Genomic DNA, 19,007 nt, shown 5'->3' with positions numbered 1-19,007 from the left:
AATTACTCATTTGGATTATAGAACTATAGCGATCGCCTGAAGCCGTTGACCTAAAATAATCAAAGGAAATAACCAGGGCGTAGGAAGTCACGTATGTTGTTGACAGGGATATGTTCAACTTTACAAGTTGCTTTTGATAAGCATCAATTGCACTTGATCACAGGTAATTTCCTATCGCTCTGGTGTTTTTTTGGCGGTGAAGTTTCGCCAAAAGTATAAAAGTAAAGGGCTTCACAAGCTTATAATAATTGTTACTATTTTATTGTATAAATACACACATTTTTTGCTAGCTTTCACAGCCCGTTTCATTGGCATTCTCCGACTTGAGCGCCCGACGAGCTAACTTTACGTAAGTCTTTACAGTAGCGTAAGGCATCTCTAAATCTTCGGATATAACCTGCAATGATTCTCCCATCTCGCGGCGTGCTAAGATAGTTGCCCATGTAGAAGCAATTTTATCAGTGCGATCGCCTCCTGTGCGTTTTCGTTGTGCCGTGAATAGCACTGTCAATTCATCAATGCGTTCTCCTAGCAGATTTGTTAGCACCTGAGTAGATAAACTTACCTCTGGTTTCACTAAATTTAAGCGAGTTTGTCCCAGTCCAAAAGTAGTTTTGTGTCCCGTACCGCAGTAGGGGGCGAGTTGAGCCAAAGCATAAAATAGCCGGGTAAACTCACAGTTAGCTAAAGCCGCTTTAGTCAAACCACAGGACATTGCCCCTGTGAACCCAGTTACTGAACCCCGCTTGCCAGCTGCCACCTTCACCGATTCCAAACGATGCTGATGGATAATTACCCCTTCATCTATCCAGTCAAGGAAAGTTTCTTGTTCGATTGGGATTCCCGAAAAGTCATTCCAGCGACGTAGGTAGCTGTGAAAGAGATTAACTGGCACCGGCAGGGGAAAATGATGACCCTTGCGGCGAAAGCTAGTAGGCGAGACAAAGCTGAAATTGACGTTATGGTGTTTCTCTGGTAATAACTGCAATAGTTGCGCGTAGGTAGTGGGTGGATGAGCGATACTAACCTGTTTTATTTGCAGGGGAGCATCTCTTAAGTCCAGGATTTGGGGCAGTTGGGCTAACCATTGCCTGAGAAACTGCACAACTCTTGGAGACAACGCATTAATGTGCCAATGGTAAATTTGCTTGGCTTCCAATTGCAGTTGTCTACCACTGGCGAGGAGTTGACCTGACAGCGCCGAAATATTGAAGGGCTTTTCCGACTCTCCATCGTGCAGATATGCAGAAAGTTCTGGGTTGAATTGGCGTACTTGGTCAAGAAACCAGGCATGGAGTCCAATTGTGTACTGAGAGTAGAGGGAAGTGGAAGTAGTTGGCTCAAGGTCAAACACCAATCCCATCAGTTCAGTGTCATCTGCCCATGTGGGAAGAAACTCTGACTGTGGCTTGGCTTTGCGCTTAGTGGATGTAGCTGTTTTTGGCATTGCAGAATGCCATAACGATGTCAAATATTGTACGCAATTTCCATCCCCTTTGGGGGAAGAAAGCGAGTTAATTTAATTATTTGCGTCCCCTTGCGGGGAAGAGAGATGAGAGATTGAATAATTCAGTTGTCTAGCATCTCACGGATTAATGTTTCCGTCTCCTTATGGAGTCAGCCTGGTAACAGTACTTGACTGTTAGTCAGCATATGACGGTTATTCGTTTCCGTCCCCTAACGGGGATTTATATAAGTTAGCTACCTAGTACTTGCTTGATTTTTTGCAAGTTTTGAAAGGATTGAGTAACTCTAAATTTATTTTTAGTGTAATACAATTTTGCATTGGTAGTTATATCTTGTAGATATCTAGCTTTACGGCTTTCACCCTCTAATTCTATATAAGCGTTCCGTAAACTCCTGTTACCTAGTTGATTTGCTAAATCTCTTACGTAATCCTTACGAGAGTTATGGCGAGATGGCCAGGGATATTTTAGCTCAATATTACATTCTGTTATACACGCATAGTATTCTACCCAGTGCAGTGCTGCATAAAAGCATATAGTAATAGCCCAATCTGGATAAGTTTGTTCAAGGCTACGTGCTGCTTGTTCATTGCTTTTAGCTTGCTCAAGGTAGTAATCACAAGTCATTTTTGTGTAAAAAATTTAGAGTTAATTAACCCACGACTAAGTTAAGATTGAAGCTGGAAATTTGTTTACCTGTAACTGTAGGTTCTTTATTGTCATAATTATTAATTACTCTAGAACCCTCTCGAAGTTTGGAAAACCTACTGACTGGTTCAGCATGGAAATACCATTTTTCTCCAGAATCATCCCGTAACTTCCATTCAGAGTCAATTACTAAATTTTGCACAATCTCCCAGAGTTCATGTGATAACTCAGTTTCGGTTTGCAACTCTAGTTCAAAATCAATCCAATGGATATCTGGAAATCTTAGAGCTATAGCCCTGACCTTGTTGACATTAGCTACTTCAGTTAACTTTTGTACTAATTCTTTTACTCTAGAAATTGCATCAAAACTTGGTAATTTATCCGTTTTAGTTAAAACTAGAGAAAATTCACCAAAGTGACTCCAAGAAGTATCTGTCTTATCTAGATAATCCCAACGTTTTTGTGTTGAATTTCCGTTTGAAATCATTCTTTTTCCTTTAAAAATTCGTTTAGACGGTCTCTCAAGAAGGTAGCTTGTTGTCGAGTAAATGCAAAGTTACCTATCAAATTTGCTTCTGATGCTGATTCTTGCTTATTAGTAAATGGACTGCCTGAAAGTATTCCTGCTATTAAAATACCATCTTCACTATCAAGTGCTACCTTTACACCTGTAACTAAGTATACTTTTTCTTCTCTTTGCTCGCTCATGATTTGCTCTTTGTACCGGATTTTCCTTTTGTACGTGAAAAAAAGGAGAGCGAAGATATAGTCACTAGGCACTCTATTTTCGCAATCTCCTTTATTTTAAGGTAGCCCTACCTAAAGTAAAGCTTGTCAATAGGCCAACCCGTCCCTGCGAGCAACTTACACTTTCACTTTAAAGAGTATAGTCTTTGACAGTTGAGTGACTGGTTGAGTAACTGATACTGGAGGTGTGACTTGATATTGAGTGAAAGAACAATACTGTTTTTGAAAATTCAGTAAAAGAACAATACTGTTTTTGAAAAGATTCAGAATGCGTCGATGCAGAAGAGCAGTCTAGTACTGTGTAGTTTTGTCTAGATTCAGTCATAGAGGATGAAATCCTTACTTAGGTGTTCTCATTTATTATAACACTACTAACTCAGAAAAAACAGTATAAACACTAGTAAAAAATTATACTTAAGTCACTTGGTTTGAACACTTTACACTTTTAATGCTACCGTCTTCCTTAAGAGACACAATTTTTACCTGAACTGTCTGCCCTTCCTGGAGAAAACTAGCTTTCTTCGGTTCTTTCTCGGTTAGCTTAATTGCTCCCAGAATCTCATAAGTTACTTTGTTACCAGTTATTTTGATGACTGTTGCTTCTAATATGTGGTCAACCGTAAAATTTTGGGATTGAGCAACTTTACTGATTTCCGCTTGGCGGGGTGACTCAAAAGTAGGTGTTCTGGAGGTTGGAATCTCCCCAATTGGCCCTGCATCTTTGTAGTAACGCATCAAGCGAGATACCCAGCCTAATATTTGCAATATCGTGTAGGCATCTTGAACACCTTTGAGATAATCACTACAAGCTTTATCAATACTGCGGTAATAATCTGTGGTTCTACCACTGTTGCCAATTTGTCTACCACTACTCACTAAGGTTTTCAAGTATTTAAAAAGCCTGGAGATTGCATCTGGTTGGTGAATTGATGCACGGAGATAAGCAACTACTTTTCCCAACTCGTTAACATCTGTATTTTCTTTTACCAAAGTTTGAGCGATCGCATGGGCAATTTCCCACTGTGCATCTGTCAAAGATTCCGAAGAAGTTTCAACTATTGTCATGATTAGTACATTCCAGATGGGGGTTCGCGATCGCTTGGATAGCGCAGCACAGCCGTAAGTTCGTCTAGTTGGGGTTGCTGAATCAGGCGCAAGTAAGCCGCTTGGATTTGTGTTTGCATAAACTGTTGCAAAACATCCCCGATTAACTCATCAGATTCATTGATTTTGTATGCAGAATATCGCTTTTCGAGACTTTGCGATCGCGCAATTTTGTCTATAGTTACTGTCATCGTCCCCATACCAATTGGCTTACCGCCACCCACTTTTAAAGCGATGGGACACTGAGAATCTTGTCCTAAGACAATCAACAAAGTTCCTAACTCTTCTGGTAGCAAATTCTTGAAGTGTAATTGAGTTTTGAAGATGTATTCTCTTCCCGCTTGCTGTACGGGAATCCCAGAATTTTGCCCTTTATCAATTGCTCTGATAGTGTGGTAATAAAATTTACGTCCTGCAACTCTACCCTGAATAAAGTATGCACTACGTTCATCTGGACGGGGACGATACAACGAAGGCATAAATCCAGTAGAAAATTCCATACTTTCACATTTGGCTTCGTTGAAATCAAGTAAACCTTGCCAATTTAACGCACCGAATACTCTACTAGCTGGGCAAAGTTTTTCCTTATCATTACAAGGTAAACGTTCACTGGGATATTTATTATCCCTTTTATACTTAGAAGTAGTTACTGCCAAAGTGCTGTTAGTAATCGCCTCATACACAGACCGAATGCAACCTTTGAGAGAACTGCCACCAATTGAGAGCTTTTGGTCAACACCCTGTACCATTGTTTTGATTAAGGGAATGCGATCGCTGCCAATATCGCTACCCATGACAACTACTCCGGTGGAGATGTGGAGAGATGTCTGCACTTTTAGAGTAAGATATAAAGTGCCATGCAGGCGATCGCTAAAATATTTGTGATGTCCAGCAGGACGCTGTAAGTTAGGTTTTTCTTTAGGAAAAGAGACAAATTCATAGGGTTTCGGTGGAAGTTCAGGCGATGAATCTCCACCGCTAGAACGGTTAGGTGTACTTGGTGGCTGCGGTCTTTGAGGACGGTTAACAGTCATTTTTGGCCTGCCTCCTCTACGGTTAGAGCAACAAATTGCACAGTCGAGGTTTCATTATCTATAAAATAACGTTGAGCTAATTTAGGCTTATTGTTATTTTCTTGTTTTAACCGAATATCTAAACCATTTGGGAAAATTAGCTTTTTAGGAAATCGTGTTTCATCGGGACGATATCCATAAGCGGGATATCCATAAGATGGAAAAATTTGAGGATTATTAGGCTCTATCCGCCAACCTTCACCCACTGGTTCAAAATTATGATGATTGTCAGCAATAGTTAGTAGTAACACTTCATAACACTCTTTACTTTTTTGCTTCCACCTCAATTCACACTCTTGATTGAACATTTGCCCCTCGGTCATAGGAAATTCTTTTTCTGTAGGTCGTTGTTCTTTAATTCCACTAACTGTGTGAGTCCAACGTAAAAAGTAATAACTAGGATTAGTTGCTAATATTGTTATCAATTCTTGCAGTTGAATAACTGTTAAAAGTTGCTTGCCAACACCAACAAAAGGTTTCATTTTACCCTCGGTATTAAACTACTCCAAGACTGAACCGCTTGTGTAAATAATTCATGGACACCCGTTTGGCCTTCACCTTGCCAAGTTAACTGCACACCAAAACCTAAATTCATTAATTCAGCTGTTGCAGACTCAGTATACTGGTGGTCTTCTGGTAGAAAACCGTAGGATTCTGCTTCTTTTTGTTCTAGAAATTCTCCAGCACCTAATAGCAGATTTATAGCCCATTCCTTTTGACTACCAAAAGCAGAAATCTTCCCATTTCTCAATTCACAACCTGGATATTGCACAACGGCTGAGTTTAGTTTCACCTGCACAGTACCTAATCCGCGAGATTTTGCAAAACCTAAACCAAACCAGCCATCATCTAAATCCCGCAACACTAAACCAATTAAACCTAACTGTGCCAAAGTGAAGTTTTTCAAATGAATTTTAGTGTGAAATTCACCCACAGTACAAACTTGATAATTGAATGGGCCAACTGCTACAGAACCAAATACTCTATCAATTGCTACGCCATTACGTTCTTCAATTTTGAGAGCCTGAGATTTATCAGGATAAGCATCTTCAATTCTGACTCGGCTAGCAATGGAAGTATTACCAAACATTTTATCTGTAAAACTGGAGTGTTTATATAACTTCGCTCCAATGGTAGGATTATTTTGATTTTGTTTCTTCAAATTTTCTAGATAGCTATCATTATTTAAAGGGTTATTAGCCCAAAGCCTCTGAGTATTTTCTGGAGGACGTTCTTCACTACCCACTGTCCTAACAATTCGTTCTGCATGGGCGCGGATTGCTCCTTTTAAACTGCTTCCTGGTAAATATATAGAACGTCCACCAGCATGATAGGTTTCCACAAATTCCATATCAGGCTTAGTCGGATCAGCCCCTTCTTTACCAGATTTAATCAGAATTGGCCCGTCGGGAATTAAGGTTAAATAAATTGTGCAGTGATTAACAAATCGTTTGTGCATAACTAAATTTTCTTGATAAAAATTTGGATTATTAAGCAGCTACCAAATTGTTTAGCTGCAATTCACACTGTTGAAAAATATAATTGACAGCAGCAAAGAGTTTATCTATTTCCTGAATGGTGTAAAATGTAATATTTCTCGTAAAAATTTCGTTTTCTAGCTTACCGAATTGCCAGCGATCGCCATTAGAAACAATACCAAAGATAACTATTTTTAATTCACCATTAAGCCTTTGAGCAGCAATCATTTCTGCTAAACATTGCGCCCAACCAGTTTCAAAATTATCCTGTTTTGCTTCTACTAAGATGAAGTACGGCTTATCAAATACCACTTTTCCTAAAGGAGATTTTTTAGCCAAAATATACTCAGGAAAGCCTGATAATTTTTCATCATAATTTAATGAATGATGACCCCATAAAATGAACTGACTGCGGTAGCACTTCCAAACTTCTTTGAGGACTGGATAAATCAGATTTTCACAAATAGAAAACTCTGAGTTATCAACAACACCGTCCCGCATCATAGTGTCTAAATCTTCCCGGAAGTAGTCAGAAACATTAAACTCAGCTTTGCCTATAAAATTAGCTTCTGTATAGATAACCTGAAATGCTTTAAGGACTTCACCGATGGTTTTGTAACTACTGAAAGCCATATTATCCTCCTCAAGAATTTTGTGTTGCTTCAACTGTGGAACTCTTATTGATATTGTCTCTTAAATGTTTGATGAGAGCATAAGTCCAATCCTGCTTAAACTGCTTACCGTCTTCATAACTCGATATGTCATCAATTGTATTACTGATGACTAATTCTTGTAAGTATGTGAGTAACTTTTCTGGGTCGTTGTTGACATCAAACCAGCGCATTTTCTCAATTTCTAGTTTAACGACACCCAAGCCACGCGATCGCCCCCCACCCAGAGGTATTTGTTCTGTCTCAAACTGATGTAAGCCAATCATCAACAGTCCCAGTTCCCAAAGTTCTGCATTTTCCACCACAGCTTTAAAGTCAAATTGTGTCGCAGCCGGAACTACTTGAAAATCGTAAAGTTTACCATCTGCGGCTGTTTCGGTGTCTCGGTCAATTGCTACACCGTCTCTTTCCTGATATTGTCCAAACCAGGTATCAGACACTACTGTTAAATCCCGTACTTGGAACTTACTAGCAATCCAGGGAGAACCAAATAGATGAGATACTAAATCTGTCTGTTTAAGAATTTCTTCAGTTAAAGCTTGGTCATCATGGTAACTATCTTTTAACTGCTTCATTTCTTGCGATGTGATTGACCATTCATTTTCAATTGCTGGATTTGCAACCAGTTTGCGATTATTTCCTACAATACCTCTGAGGAAACTTTCGAGGCGCGATCGCAATGCTCCTTTAAAGCTAGAACCCGGTATTAATGGATTACCTAAAGCATCTTTAATTACGGGTAAATCAGATCCTATCGGTTCACTTGAGCGACCTGCACTAATGCGTAATGCTGTGATTGTGGTGAGTTTACCTGTAATTTTTAGGCGATTTTTAAATGTGTCAAACATAGTTGAATTAATTATTTTCTGCAAATTCTTTTTGTAGATGCAAGGCTATAGTATTTGTTTCTGCTTTATTTCGACCTGTTGTTTGAATACATAAACCCAATCCTTTATCCGTCCAAGTTAGAACAAACTCTACAACTCCATCATTAGTAGTCCGACGAATTGGGTTAGTACGTCTTGAGTTGAATGGAAGGGAATTAATAATTTTTTTGACATAGGGAGAACGACATATTTTTTGAGCAAATGCCTGGAGAATATCTATGCCGTGATCCTCTCTCAAACTTATGGGTTTACGCACTGGTTCAGTGTCATCTTGAGGAATTAAAGAAAGAATGCTATTTTCTTGTTTAGCAAATTGTAATCGACAACGCTCATTAAATAATACTCCCATTGCTGAAAGACTAACTAAAGTTTTTTCGCCATCAGCCTCTTCATCAATCAGTGACTCAAAATAATTACTTTCTAAATTTTCTTCAATTTCTGACTTTTCAATTATTTGCTCACTCTCTAGATTTTCAAAAAGTAGATAGTTATTCAGCCAAAAAGCTAGATCCAAGGCAATAGGTTGCGGAGGAAGTTCAATCACCTCTGAAAATTTTTCAAACAAATAGTAAACTGGGATTTCTAATGCTTGTCCAATCATCCCAGCGAATGATATCTGTGCTTTGTAGCCCCCAGTCGCATTAATAGCAATTGCTTCTGGGCTAAATTTTCTCACCTCATTACTAATTTCCCGTACAAGATTTTTTAAACCCTGCTGTTTAAAAGCCTTGACATCATCATCACGTAATCCTTTCAGTATGCGTACTTCTACTTTCCCAAAAGGCAAAGGATTACTTTTTTTATTATCATAATATAACTTCAGCAAAGTCCCGGTAGTTTTTCCGTCATCCGTATCTGAAACTAAAAATATTAAACGTATACGTGCCGCTAGTAAATTTTTATCACAGATGCTTGTAATTGAGTTGATTTCTGCGCCACATATACGATCTGAGTTTTTATGCTCAAGCAATGATAAAGCTAACTGATTCCAGTTCTTAGACTCAAATAATTGCTTAATTGAATCTTCTGCATACTTGAGATTATTGAATAGACTCGTACCGACTGTACAAATAAGTGTGTTTCTCATGGTTTTATACCTGAAAATTCAAAAAATAATTTTATCTTGGCATATAAGCAGGGTATTGCAATTATGCTGCACCGTCGCGTTTATACTTCAAATGACGTGCGCCATAGCCTAAATAGCGGCGAATCAATTCTAGCCAAATAGGTTTAAAGTCTGCTTGACAACATTCGGCAATTATTTGAGCATTTGTCTTGATGCTGCCATCAATATCTTCAATTATTTTCTCAGCTAGAGATTCTTTACCTCTTCCCCATTTTTTATCTCGTCCTACTTGATAGCGGATAAAGTTTTTAATCACTTCTGCACTTTCAGTAGTATCAGATACACGCACTAAGTTACGAAATTGTGACTCTTCTAAATCCCCATATTTTGTTTTATCTAAAGCATTCTGAATCCAGGTGACTAGCTCATCTTCAGCCTGACGGATGCCTTTTTGAATCTCCAGTTGTTTATGTTGCTCTGATAAATTGCTCATACTGCTTCCTCTCTAAATACACTATGAAATTCATTGCAGATTTGCACTTGTCCGAAACCTTCAGAAGTGCGAGCGCCTAATCCTTTTACTTCTAAATTTTCCCAGGTTTTTATCCATAAATCCTCATTAGATGTACTGAATAAATATACAGATCCTTTATTGGTAACTAACTCCACATCTTTCATAAGCCCCCAAGCTGAATTCCAGCCAGAACGATAATCATAGCTGCTGTAAGCTGCATGAAGTTCTAGGGAAGAATCAGTAACGTCTGTTAATTCTTGAAGCATTTCTTTTGAAATTACAGTAGTGCATCGCCAGTTTTCAGTTAAGATGGCATCGGCTTGCAAATCAAGGGTGAAATATATCCGATTTTTTGCTAAATCTTCTACTGGATTACCAAAGATATTCTTCCATTCGTGCCAACGTTGATGCAATTTATCATTGAACTGTTTTATTTTATTAGTGACACTTGGTTTAATTTCTACAGGTGGCTTTGCTTCAATCTTGACTCTTCCTAATCCGCGTGAAGTTGCACCACCTAAACGTAAATCTTCCTGATGATTATCAATAAAAACTTGTAGAGATTCTGCTAAATCATTTGGTACAAAGATTTTCCCTGTATATATGATCGGTTTTTCTTTGTGATCTTGAGATTCATTTAAGACTTCAAGGCTGTAGAGAACTCGTTCTTCTGAAGTTGCTCTGCGTCGGTTAATACCTACTCGCGTTAACAGACGAGTAGTTGTAGAATTGCTGTAATATTTGCTCTGAATTTGGTAAAAGCCAGTGCAAGCATCCACTCTACCGCCGTCAGTAGGGCAATTGGGATCGTAAAGATGTCCATAGCCTTCAGCACAGAAACGGTCAATCAAAGTATCAAAAACGCCATTATGCACAAGGTCATTGGGTTCGGACTTAAAACCTGGCTTGTTTTTGGAACTTAAAGCAGTAGCGGGTAATACTCTGACTTCTGACTGAATTTTAATATTTGCAGGATAGGCATTTTGGAAGATTGCCGGATTTTCACCTAAAAATAGCTCGTGAAAATTGTCACCATCACTAATAGATGTATTAGCCCACTTTAAGATTACAGCAGCGATCGCACCCCGAATTACAGAACCGGGAATGTAACTTTCGGCTTCAGTCACAGAACCACCCGGCTTGTATCGCCCAATAGCTAAAGCAGACAACGCTTTAATTTCCAAATTAATCTGTTTCATTGCTCACCTCCTTTTTCCAGAAAATCCCACGCTGATTGTTCTAACGGTAGGTTAGGAAATTCCCAATGCAGCCAGCCCAAACCTGCTGATTTACTACCACCCAAAGCGTGAATATGTCGCAGTCCAGCTAAAATTAATGCTCCTGTATAGACTGGTGTAGCACATAGATGAATATGTCCTGTAAATTTAAGTTGGGCATTGGCTGGCGAGGTTTCTAGAAAGTAGAGTTTTTGTTCCTCGGTGGTGTGGCGGCGGCGATTAATTGTGACACACGGACGCAATACCTCTGGTAAATTGTCTGGGTCTTCTGTGCAGATTAAATCATCAAAGATTACACGGGATGGCAAAACTGGATTCCCAAATATTTGACAAATCAGGCAATGATGCTGTCCTTCATAACCTGATACTTGATATTGTGTACGTTCAAAGTTACCAGTTAACCCTGCCCTTTGGGGACACATAGTTTGCGGGTTGGGAGAAGCACAGGTTGCCCAATGCAATCCTCTAGCAATTTTTTCGCATTCATGGCGTAATCTACCCTTGAGTTGAGAAGCAGGAATGAGCAGGTTTCCTTCAGAGTTTTTTACAATTGGTTTATCTGCCAATGAACCAGAAGAACCGCCTGCACCAACGCACAAAGCAGTTTCAATTACAGCCGTAATTGAATATGAGGTGATAGGGTTTGATAATTGCCGTAGATAAATCATAAGTCATCCTGAGTAGTCGCCATCTGTGCTTCAATTGCATCATTATCATCATCTGGTGAAGCAATAAAATCATACAAGTCTACAACGTCTCGCCAAATTGTTTCAAAAAGAGGATAGTCTGATTTATCATCCTCAAGTGTCCCATCGTCATACATCCACGGGGCTAAATTACCCTTATTATTTGAATCTTTAGGCTGACACCAAGCTTGTTCAAACTGTTCTTGCAAATCAAAACTTTGTTTGCCTTGCTTGAGTCGTACTCGAAAATAACGATAGTTGAGAATGGCGGTCTGCTTACCTCTTTCTAATAAACTCTGAATTTGGTAAAGTTGCGACTTGGGAAATTTGACATTTTTCAAAGCTTCTATTACTCTGATTAAGCCTCCTAATTCATGTAATGTATAAGGAGCGGCATAAAGCTTTAACTTTGGTTTTAGGTTTTTTGTCAATGCCTGTTTACGAAATTCCTTAATGTCAGATGAAATCATGGTGACAGATTTCATAGTTAAAAAATCTACTGTTCCACCACAGTATCCAGCCTTTTTCAACTTTTTGGCACGTTCTTTAGCTGATTTTAGCAATTGTTCTGTTAAGTCTTTGGCATAATAAATGGGAGTATTATATGCTGTAATTAGCACACCAATTGAGGTGCTAAGTTGACATTGAGAAGGTAGAGCCTCTATCGGTTTGTAGCGATGGCATTTTTTTAAGTCTATGGGCTTACTGTCCTGCTTAATTTTATAATCACCGATTATCTTTTCACTCTCTATGCTTTCTCCCAATGGCACTTGTTTTAGGAGAATTTTTTCAAATTGCTCTCCAATGGTTTGAGCGATCGCCAGTGCTTTGTTCGCTGGTACAATCAAGATAATGTCATCACCACCAATAGTAATTATTTCAAACGGATGAACTAAATCACCGTTCTCTAGCCCTTTTTCCTCATCATTTAATTTATACAATTTATGAGGATTAAGATTCTTTGCTAACGCTTGATAAACTGCATACTCAGTCGCCAATTCCACATCTCGACTAAACTCCTGATACTCTTGTGGAGTCCGAATTTTCTGAATATAACCACCGATATTATTGCCATCAGCATAGATATAAGCAATGAAATCTTTACTAGCATTACCAATATGGCTGAGGTTTTGGGAAATTTCAATGTCATCAGGTTTAAGACCTGCGTAGTATTGCTGTTTTAAACTAGGATTCTTATCGAGAAATGAATTATATTTATCCAACCAGCCTTCAACTCTGATACTTTTCCACGTCAATTGAGAGTTGTCGTACCATTTAGGCTGTGTTGGCTCTCCTTTTTTTGCTCTGTAACCAACTAAATGTTTACGAGCCGAAGCTTCAGAAAAATGGGATTCTTTAGGCAATTCTGGCGGTTGAACAATCATTACCGCAGACCTACGTTCTCCTTCATCACGCATCAAGTAAGGATGCGTTTCAAACATTGGAGGATAGCACCGACTGGGACGATTAGAAAGGTCATGACCACTGCGACGTTGGTTAAATAGAATTACTAATTTTGCTGTCAGTTCATTAAAACTCTTGCGGTCTGCAAAAGCATCCTCAACAGACACAGCTAAATTATTAAATCTTTCGGTTTTAGAATTCTCTAGATTCTTCTCCAGATTGCCAAAATAAGCTTGAACAAGTGGTTCTTTATATTTCTGACGATACCAATCTAGCCAAAGTGTATTTTCAATAGGCTCTCGTAGCAACCCAAAGCGAATTTCTAGAAGTCTAAATGTATCTCCCACCGCGCAGGAGTTAGCAGTTAAAGTTTCTTCAGTGTAACGTTTTTCAATTGCATTTGTTAAATCATCAACAAATGCAGATGGACAAAATGCCAGAATATTACCACCTGTGGAATAAATAATAAGTTCTGAAATTAGTGCTTCCGAAAGTTTGGAATCAATAGGAATAGTGTCATTCAACCATTCTCTGACTTCATTACACTGAATTGTATACTGGTTTGACTTAGGATTTTTATTAAAAAATGCAGGTAAATCAATCAGGTTAATGCGATCTAATAAGGCAGATGCACCACGAATATCTTGAATTTTAGATGACTCAAATACGTATTGTTTTATCTTAGTTGCACCACCATAAACTAAGCCAATGCGGTTAGTCTGATTCCATAAATCAGAATACTTACTCTTTAATTCATTTAAAGATTCTGGAAAGTAATTTTTGTGAATACCTTGTAATTGCTGCACTTGTTCGACAAGGAATCGCACTTTTTCTGGCACTTCTTCCCCATGCTTCAAAGCTTGGCGCATTTGCTGCAATACTGCTAAAGCAAACTTAGGCTTTCGCTCATTACCCCAAGCTAAACACCAAGCGATCGCAATCACAATAGAGCTTGGATTTTCCATATTATTTGTTTTCATTTCTACATACTCCTACCTACCAATCAACCCCACCAACAACCGCGCCAAAGCTTGTACCATCGGACGCCCTGAAACATCCTCCCCACGCTGCAAACGATGAACGCTACCTGTAAGTATGGGTAACTCTGAGTCAATGCGATCTGCAACACCGTGATAATCGCTGTAGATACAGGCAATGATTTGCAAATTGAGTTCCAAACAAAACTCCTGCCAAGGACTAATTTGCGTAATATCTCTAAATAAAATTAACGCATGAGTAGCATAAGATGCAATTAATTTATTCTTCTGATCAATTTTGCCACCTAAATCAATCATATTCAGAGGTAAACACGCATTTTGCACTTGTATTGCTTTTTGTTGAGCAAATTCTAAAGTAAATTTAGATTTATACTCATCCTTTAACTGTTGTGCTAAAGCAGCATTGTTACGTACTGTTTCGGCAAACCATGCACCTTCCCCATCAGGACAAGCTGTGATGAAATGAGGATAGGGCGCTTTCCCATCTCGATGCATTGACATCATCGCTTGCTTTAAACCGTCCCTTAAACAAGACTTTCCTGAATGAGGAGATCCGCAAAGAACAACTTTGATTGGTAACTGTTGCATATAAAGCTTTAATCAACTAAGTCACCCAAGCTGTATGCTGGATTATGGGTAATGCAGACAACATACTTGCCTAACTTGGGGTCAAAAAATGCGATCGCCCCGTAAAGATGCCCTACCTTATGTGCCAATACAAAAGCTACAGGCACAGACACCGGGCCATTAATCTTGAGTAATACTCCCCCTCCTAGCTCTCCTGCTTTACTCATCTCCTCAAGACGTGCCGCCGCATCTTTGACAATTTGATCGTTTTGTGCTGGTTCAGCAAATCCGATTTTTAATACCTCACCTTCAAAGGCGATTTTGTAAGTAGTCATTTTTTTTACATATCAAAGAATGGCTCTATCATACAGGTAACTGGAAGAAGATACTTCCAGAAATAGATCAAATCTGTGAACATCATCTAATTCTGATACCATTTTCTGTAATTTCCTGCTTGCTAAAAAATTAGTTGAATGGAAATTAAGCACTTAAATATTAAGGAGGAGTTAAATGGGACTGAGCGACGGACTTTTGAACCCGACCAAAAAGGCTATGGTCATAGATGACTGCTGCAACATGATAGATAGACAGCTTGCGTCTAAGTCAGGTATAAGCGGCATGGCTCTTAAAACTACCTTCGCCGCCCTGAAGGGTGTTAAGCCAGGATACATCCCTTACGTTGTCGAGCAGATCCTGCCGCAGTGCTTGAAAGCCCTTGATCCCATTTGGACTGAAGGCGTGCAGAAGGGTGACCCAGTTGGGCATCTCATTGCGAATTCCTCAGACACGGCAGACGCATTATTGAGTGTTACTGATGCGAGGGCAAAAAACGTGAAACGCCAAATCGTGCGAAGTACTTATGAAAAACTTCGCGGTTCAGCAAAAAAACACGTAGAAGAAGCAGTACCAGACTTAGCTAAGGTAATTGATAAGTACACAAAGACCTGAACAAAAAAGGAAGGATTAGGGACGAACATGTGCCTTTGTTTGCGGCTTCGGGAGTAGGCATACGCAGCAGCTAAGGGTGAGGCGAAACATACGCCTCCACTCAATATTAGGGACTTCCAAATAAAAAAGTATCCAATGCATCTTTTCACTAAGCTAAAGCTAAAACCCAGTTCTGCGGTGGTAAAGCTGAAAACATTATTACTTAGCATTCTGGAAACTAAAGTGCTTCGTTTTATCAAGAGAATCCCTGATTTTTTATTTGTTTGGATGTAGCTTCCATAAAGTCGATAAAAACTTGTATTAGCTTATGAATTCCTTCACTACCTCCTGCTATTAAACCTCCTGTTAGCAATGCATCTAAACAACGGAAAATAACTATTTGTATTGGATTACTAAAATCAATAACTACAAGTGGTTCAATTGAGCGAATACCTATTGCACTTATTAAAAGACCGAATAAAAGCGATGTCCATAAAGCAATTGTTCGGGTATCAGATTTGTAAGCTGATCTTTGGCGCTCCTTTTCATTCAAATCATCAATTTCTGGCTGGAATATTTTTAAGTGTTCTGTTTTATTTTGAGTAAAATTGTAGATAATTTGCTGTTCTAAACTCATTCCTTCAGGCGGTAGTCCGCTGACTTGACTGGATTCTAAAGAAGATAGTTGATTTTGTTTCTGTTGCACTTCTATAAGTTTTATTTTTTCAGAGATTAGAGACTTTTGTTGCTGGATAATAATATCTAATTGCTCGACAAATGGGCTTCGCCAAGTAGTTATAAAAACTTCTAAAGAACGCTCTAATAATAAAGAAATAAACAATGGCAATGTGAGTAACTGTATAATATCATTCAGCCCAAATGGTTTTAAAATAAATGGTTTAGATGATAACCAAGTTGACAAAGTTACTACTAGAAAACTAATAATGATTAACAAAATAAATAAAGGAGATTCTGGAGAAAGCTTTGGCAACGTATTTATACTCCTGTTTGGCGTCACAATATTTAACACAGCCTTAAGGTGAAAACTACACCTGCTGAGTAACTTAACAACGTTAATTTGATAGAACAGTAAATAATTTATTACCCGACCCTTTTTTCTCGGAATGCGATCGGCTACTCTCTGCTCAAAGAGCAATGTCTACAACGGGCGTAGCTGCCGCACCTTGGGGCATAGTTCAGTTAATAGAGTAATCTGATCGTTCGTGATACTACACTATCAACGCGATGTCCGCACCAAGCAATGACGATCGCAGCGCTCTTTACTTGTCTTGGTAGAATTTTAGTCTTGGTGAAAGGGGGCGATGCTAGACAAGATGAGCAAGCGGCAGCCATAGCACTGATTAAAACAAACCCACTAAGTAAGTGGGCGTGAATGATTAAAGATTTGTAATAAGGCTTTAGCCCCCTCCATAGTGTGAGAGGGCAAATCCTGAAGTAGCCTAATCCTAAGTTGCATTGAGTTGTAAAAAAAATTTCAGTTGGGTTAAGCGAAATGTAACCCAACAATATAGCGTTTCCCCACCTAGTAAGGTACACCCGTAGGCGCACGGCAGTGCCGTACCCCTACACCTTGCGATATAATGTTGTACCTCATCTGAATGGGAACCGCTATATCTATTGTAAAATCCTACACCTTACCTTAAGCCGCTTCCCGCAGTTGTGACGGCACACTGACTTCTGGAAATGAAAGCGAGAGTTGTTCGGCTTGAGGTATCGCAGCTTGCTGTAAAACTTGAACTTCAATATTCACACTCACCAAATAACTGCCTGTATCTGCACCAACTGCTTCGGCAATTAATTTGGCAATGTCTGGGCGTTTGGCAGTCAGTGGATCACGTAAAATGCACCGATCCCATTCATGCTTGGCAGTCGGATTGAGGTTGAGAATGTAATGCTTCATCATCGGACTAACCCTTAAATCCATCTTCCAGAAGGTTTTCACAAAGTTGTTACGCATTTGGCTAGGCTTTGTGGACGCTATCTATATTATAGTACATTTGTACTTAATTGGGCGATTGGGGGATTAGTTATTCTCCCTCTGCTTCCTCACTGCTTATTTTTAATTAGTTTTGCTTACGTAAACTTTGAATGGTAGCGATCGCGTGTTTCGCTACCCGATCAATTTCTTCTACAGTATTAAACCTGCCAATACCAAACCGGATTGAAGCATAAGCTAGCTGTTCTGAGTGTCCCAATGCTGTGAGAACATGGGAGGGTGCAGTGGTTGCAGACGAGCAAGCAGAACCAGAAGAGACGGCCATTACTGGCTGCAATCCTAGCAAAAGTGCGGCTCCATCCACTCCCTCAACGCTGATATTCAAGTTTCCCGCCAATCGCTCTTGAGGATGTCCGTTGAGATGAATTCCTTCAATTTGCGAAAGCTGTGACCACAATCTTTGCCTTAGCTGAGTTAGTCGTTGGGTTTCTGTCGCTTGTTCTGCCAAAGCAATTTCTACAGCTTTCCCAAAGCCGACAATTTGGGGTGGATATAATGTACCAGAACGCATTCCCCGCTCATGTCCGCCGCCGTGCTGCTGAGGAGCTAGTTGCACTCTGGGGTTGCGCCTGCGGACATACAGCGCCCCAATGCCCTTTGGCCCATATACTTTATGTGCGGTTAGCGACATCAAATCAATTTTCATCGCTTGCACATCTAGGGGAATTTTACCAATAGCTTGGGCGGCGTCGGTGTGGAAAATGATATTGCGATCGCCCCCGGCGGAGCGTAGTTCATCGCGGCACATTTCCCCAATTTCTGCTAAAGGCTGCAACACACCAATTTCGTTATTTGCAGCCATCACCGATACCAAAATCGTCTCAGGACGGAAAGCTTTTTTTAACTCAGTTAAATCAATCAATCCATCTTTTTGGACAGCAAGAATAGTAATTTCAAAACCGAGAGTTTTTAAATAATTACAAGGATCAATAACTGCACTATGTTCAGTGGCAACAGTAATAATATGCTGACCTTTTTTAAAATAAGCTTCAGCAACACCTTTAATAGCTAAATTATTCGCTTCTGTTGCACCACTCGTAAAAACAATTTCTTCTGGTGTGGCGTTGATTGCTGTTGCTAAAACCTCTCGCGTTTGTTTGACAGCAGCTTCCGCTTCCCAGCCGTAAATATGACTAATACTTGATGGGTTGCCAAAGTGTTCTGTGAAGTAGGGGAGCATTGCTGCTAGTACCCGTTCATCTACGGCTGTAGTAGCGTGACAATCAAGGTATATAGGACGAATAGACATAATTATTGACTCAAAATTTGACTCAAATTTTTTAATACACTTAGAACTTGATACAATTCACTTTTTCTCTTCAACATCGTAAATTCATCAGACAATGCATACTTTGGTGTATTTTGTTTAGTCAGTTTTATAAAAATGAAATTACTACCATTTGTTACTAATCCAAAAGTAGGTTTGTCTTGATTAGGATTAGCCAACATATAAACAAGTGCTTGAGGTATGGCTTCTAAAAGAGAAAAGCTAGACCTTTTAGATTCAATTACTAAC

21 protein-coding genes and 1 pseudogene are annotated in these 19,007 nt (G+C 39.3%); 1 reads left to right on the top strand and 21 read right to left on the bottom strand.

Annotated features, from left to right (window positions below; genetic code table 11):
- Positions 1-286: 286 nt before the first annotated feature.
- The 17 genes from cas6 to ACEW80_RS31355 form a co-directional block, all read right to left on the bottom strand.
- A complete protein-coding gene (gene cas6 / locus ACEW80_RS31435; protein ID WP_373530368.1) occupies positions 287-1,447 on the bottom strand; it encodes a CRISPR-associated endoribonuclease Cas6 in 1,161 nt (386 codons plus the stop codon).
- A gap of 250 nt (positions 1,448-1,697) precedes the next feature.
- Positions 1,698-2,093: a hypothetical protein gene (locus ACEW80_RS31430; RefSeq protein ID WP_373530367.1), complete on the bottom strand. Its 396-nt coding sequence runs from the start codon at positions 2,091-2,093 to the stop codon at positions 1,698-1,700.
- Positions 2,094-2,118: 25 nt separating this feature from the next.
- Complete coding sequence (locus ACEW80_RS31425) at positions 2,119-2,601, bottom strand: hypothetical protein (protein WP_373530366.1); 483 nt, start codon at positions 2,599-2,601, stop codon at positions 2,119-2,121.
- A complete protein-coding gene (locus tag ACEW80_RS31420) occupies positions 2,598-2,822 on the bottom strand; it encodes a hypothetical protein (RefSeq protein WP_373530365.1) in 225 nt (74 codons plus the stop codon). Before ACEW80_RS31420 ends, ACEW80_RS31425 begins: the two co-directional genes overlap by 4 nt.
- Before the next feature lie 453 nt (positions 2,823-3,275).
- Complete coding sequence (locus ACEW80_RS31415) at positions 3,276-3,926, bottom strand: hypothetical protein (protein WP_373530364.1); 651 nt, start codon at positions 3,924-3,926, stop codon at positions 3,276-3,278.
- A 2-nt stretch (positions 3,927-3,928) separates the two neighbouring features.
- Positions 3,929-4,999: an RAMP superfamily CRISPR-associated protein gene (locus ACEW80_RS31410; protein WP_373530363.1), complete on the bottom strand. Its 1,071-nt coding sequence runs from the start codon at positions 4,997-4,999 to the stop codon at positions 3,929-3,931.
- Positions 4,996-5,520: a hypothetical protein gene (locus tag ACEW80_RS31405; RefSeq protein WP_373530362.1), complete on the bottom strand. Its 525-nt coding sequence runs from the start codon at positions 5,518-5,520 to the stop codon at positions 4,996-4,998. Before ACEW80_RS31405 ends, ACEW80_RS31410 begins: the two co-directional genes overlap by 4 nt.
- Positions 5,517-6,497, bottom strand: coding sequence for an RAMP superfamily CRISPR-associated protein (locus tag ACEW80_RS31400; RefSeq protein WP_373530361.1), 981 nt, complete (start codon positions 6,495-6,497; stop codon positions 5,517-5,519). The genes ACEW80_RS31405 and ACEW80_RS31400 overlap by 4 nt, the downstream gene beginning before the upstream one ends.
- Before the next feature lie 31 nt (positions 6,498-6,528).
- Positions 6,529-7,149 (bottom strand): hypothetical protein, encoded by a 621-nt coding sequence (locus ACEW80_RS31395; RefSeq protein WP_373530360.1) that lies wholly within the window; start codon positions 7,147-7,149, stop codon positions 6,529-6,531.
- Positions 7,150-7,159: 10 nt separating this feature from the next.
- On the bottom strand, positions 7,160-8,035 hold the full coding sequence (csx7, locus tag ACEW80_RS31390) for a CRISPR-associated RAMP protein Csx7 (protein ID WP_373530359.1): 876 nt from the start codon (positions 8,033-8,035) through the stop codon (positions 7,160-7,162).
- A gap of 7 nt (positions 8,036-8,042) precedes the next feature.
- Entirely contained in the window at positions 8,043-9,044 is a 1,002-nt protein-coding gene (locus ACEW80_RS31385) for a putative CRISPR-associated protein (protein ID WP_373530358.1), read from the bottom strand.
- Between the two features lie 178 nt (positions 9,045-9,222).
- Positions 9,223-9,633 (bottom strand): hypothetical protein, encoded by a 411-nt coding sequence (locus ACEW80_RS31380; protein ID WP_373530357.1) that lies wholly within the window; start codon positions 9,631-9,633, stop codon positions 9,223-9,225.
- A complete protein-coding gene (gene csx10 / locus ACEW80_RS31375; protein WP_373530356.1) occupies positions 9,630-10,853 on the bottom strand; it encodes a CRISPR-associated RAMP protein Csx10 in 1,224 nt (407 codons plus the stop codon). The genes ACEW80_RS31380 and csx10 overlap by 4 nt, the downstream gene beginning before the upstream one ends.
- Positions 10,850-11,560: an RAMP superfamily CRISPR-associated protein gene (locus ACEW80_RS31370; RefSeq protein WP_373530355.1), complete on the bottom strand. Its 711-nt coding sequence runs from the start codon at positions 11,558-11,560 to the stop codon at positions 10,850-10,852. The genes csx10 and ACEW80_RS31370 overlap by 4 nt, the downstream gene beginning before the upstream one ends.
- Complete coding sequence (gene cas10 / locus ACEW80_RS31365) at positions 11,557-13,962, bottom strand: type III-B CRISPR-associated protein Cas10/Cmr2 (RefSeq protein WP_373530354.1); 2,406 nt, start codon at positions 13,960-13,962, stop codon at positions 11,557-11,559. Before cas10 ends, ACEW80_RS31370 begins: the two co-directional genes overlap by 4 nt.
- Before the next feature lie 12 nt (positions 13,963-13,974).
- Positions 13,975-14,568 carry a hypothetical protein gene (locus tag ACEW80_RS31360; RefSeq protein WP_373530353.1) on the bottom strand — a complete coding sequence of 198 codons (594 nt, stop codon included), beginning with the start codon at positions 14,566-14,568 and terminating at the stop codon, positions 13,975-13,977.
- A gap of 8 nt (positions 14,569-14,576) precedes the next feature.
- Entirely contained in the window at positions 14,577-14,882 is a 306-nt protein-coding gene (locus ACEW80_RS31355; protein WP_373530352.1) for a CRISPR-associated protein Csx3, read from the bottom strand.
- 175 nt (positions 14,883-15,057) lie between these two features.
- Between ACEW80_RS31355 and ACEW80_RS31350 the strand changes: the two genes are divergently transcribed.
- Complete coding sequence (locus ACEW80_RS31350; protein ID WP_373530351.1) at positions 15,058-15,495, top strand: hypothetical protein; 438 nt, start codon at positions 15,058-15,060, stop codon at positions 15,493-15,495.
- A 235-nt stretch (positions 15,496-15,730) separates the two neighbouring features.
- On the opposite strand, the gene ACEW80_RS31345 is transcribed toward ACEW80_RS31350, so the two are convergent.
- The 4 genes and pseudogenes from ACEW80_RS31345 to ACEW80_RS31330 all read right to left on the bottom strand — a co-directional run.
- A complete protein-coding gene (locus tag ACEW80_RS31345) occupies positions 15,731-16,465 on the bottom strand; it encodes a hypothetical protein (RefSeq protein WP_373530350.1) in 735 nt (244 codons plus the stop codon).
- Between the two features lie 669 nt (positions 16,466-17,134).
- Positions 17,135-17,398 carry a hypothetical protein gene (locus ACEW80_RS31340; protein WP_373530376.1) on the bottom strand — a complete coding sequence of 88 codons (264 nt, stop codon included), beginning with the start codon at positions 17,396-17,398 and terminating at the stop codon, positions 17,135-17,137.
- 160 nt (positions 17,399-17,558) lie between these two features.
- The gene (locus ACEW80_RS31335) at positions 17,559-18,740 is read right to left on the bottom strand and encodes a cysteine desulfurase family protein (protein WP_373530349.1); all 1,182 of its coding nucleotides are present in this window, start codon (positions 18,738-18,740) and stop codon (positions 17,559-17,561) included.
- Positions 18,741-18,742: 2 nt separating this feature from the next.
- Positions 18,743-19,007 (bottom strand): annotated as a pseudogene (locus ACEW80_RS31330) (restriction endonuclease subunit R); the annotation flags it as partial.

The sequence above is a fragment of the Nostoc sp. genome, assembly GCF_041747015.1.
GTDB lineage: Bacteria > Cyanobacteriota > Cyanobacteriia > Cyanobacteriales > Nostocaceae > Nostoc.
This window is presented reverse-complemented; position numbering and strand designations above follow the sequence as displayed.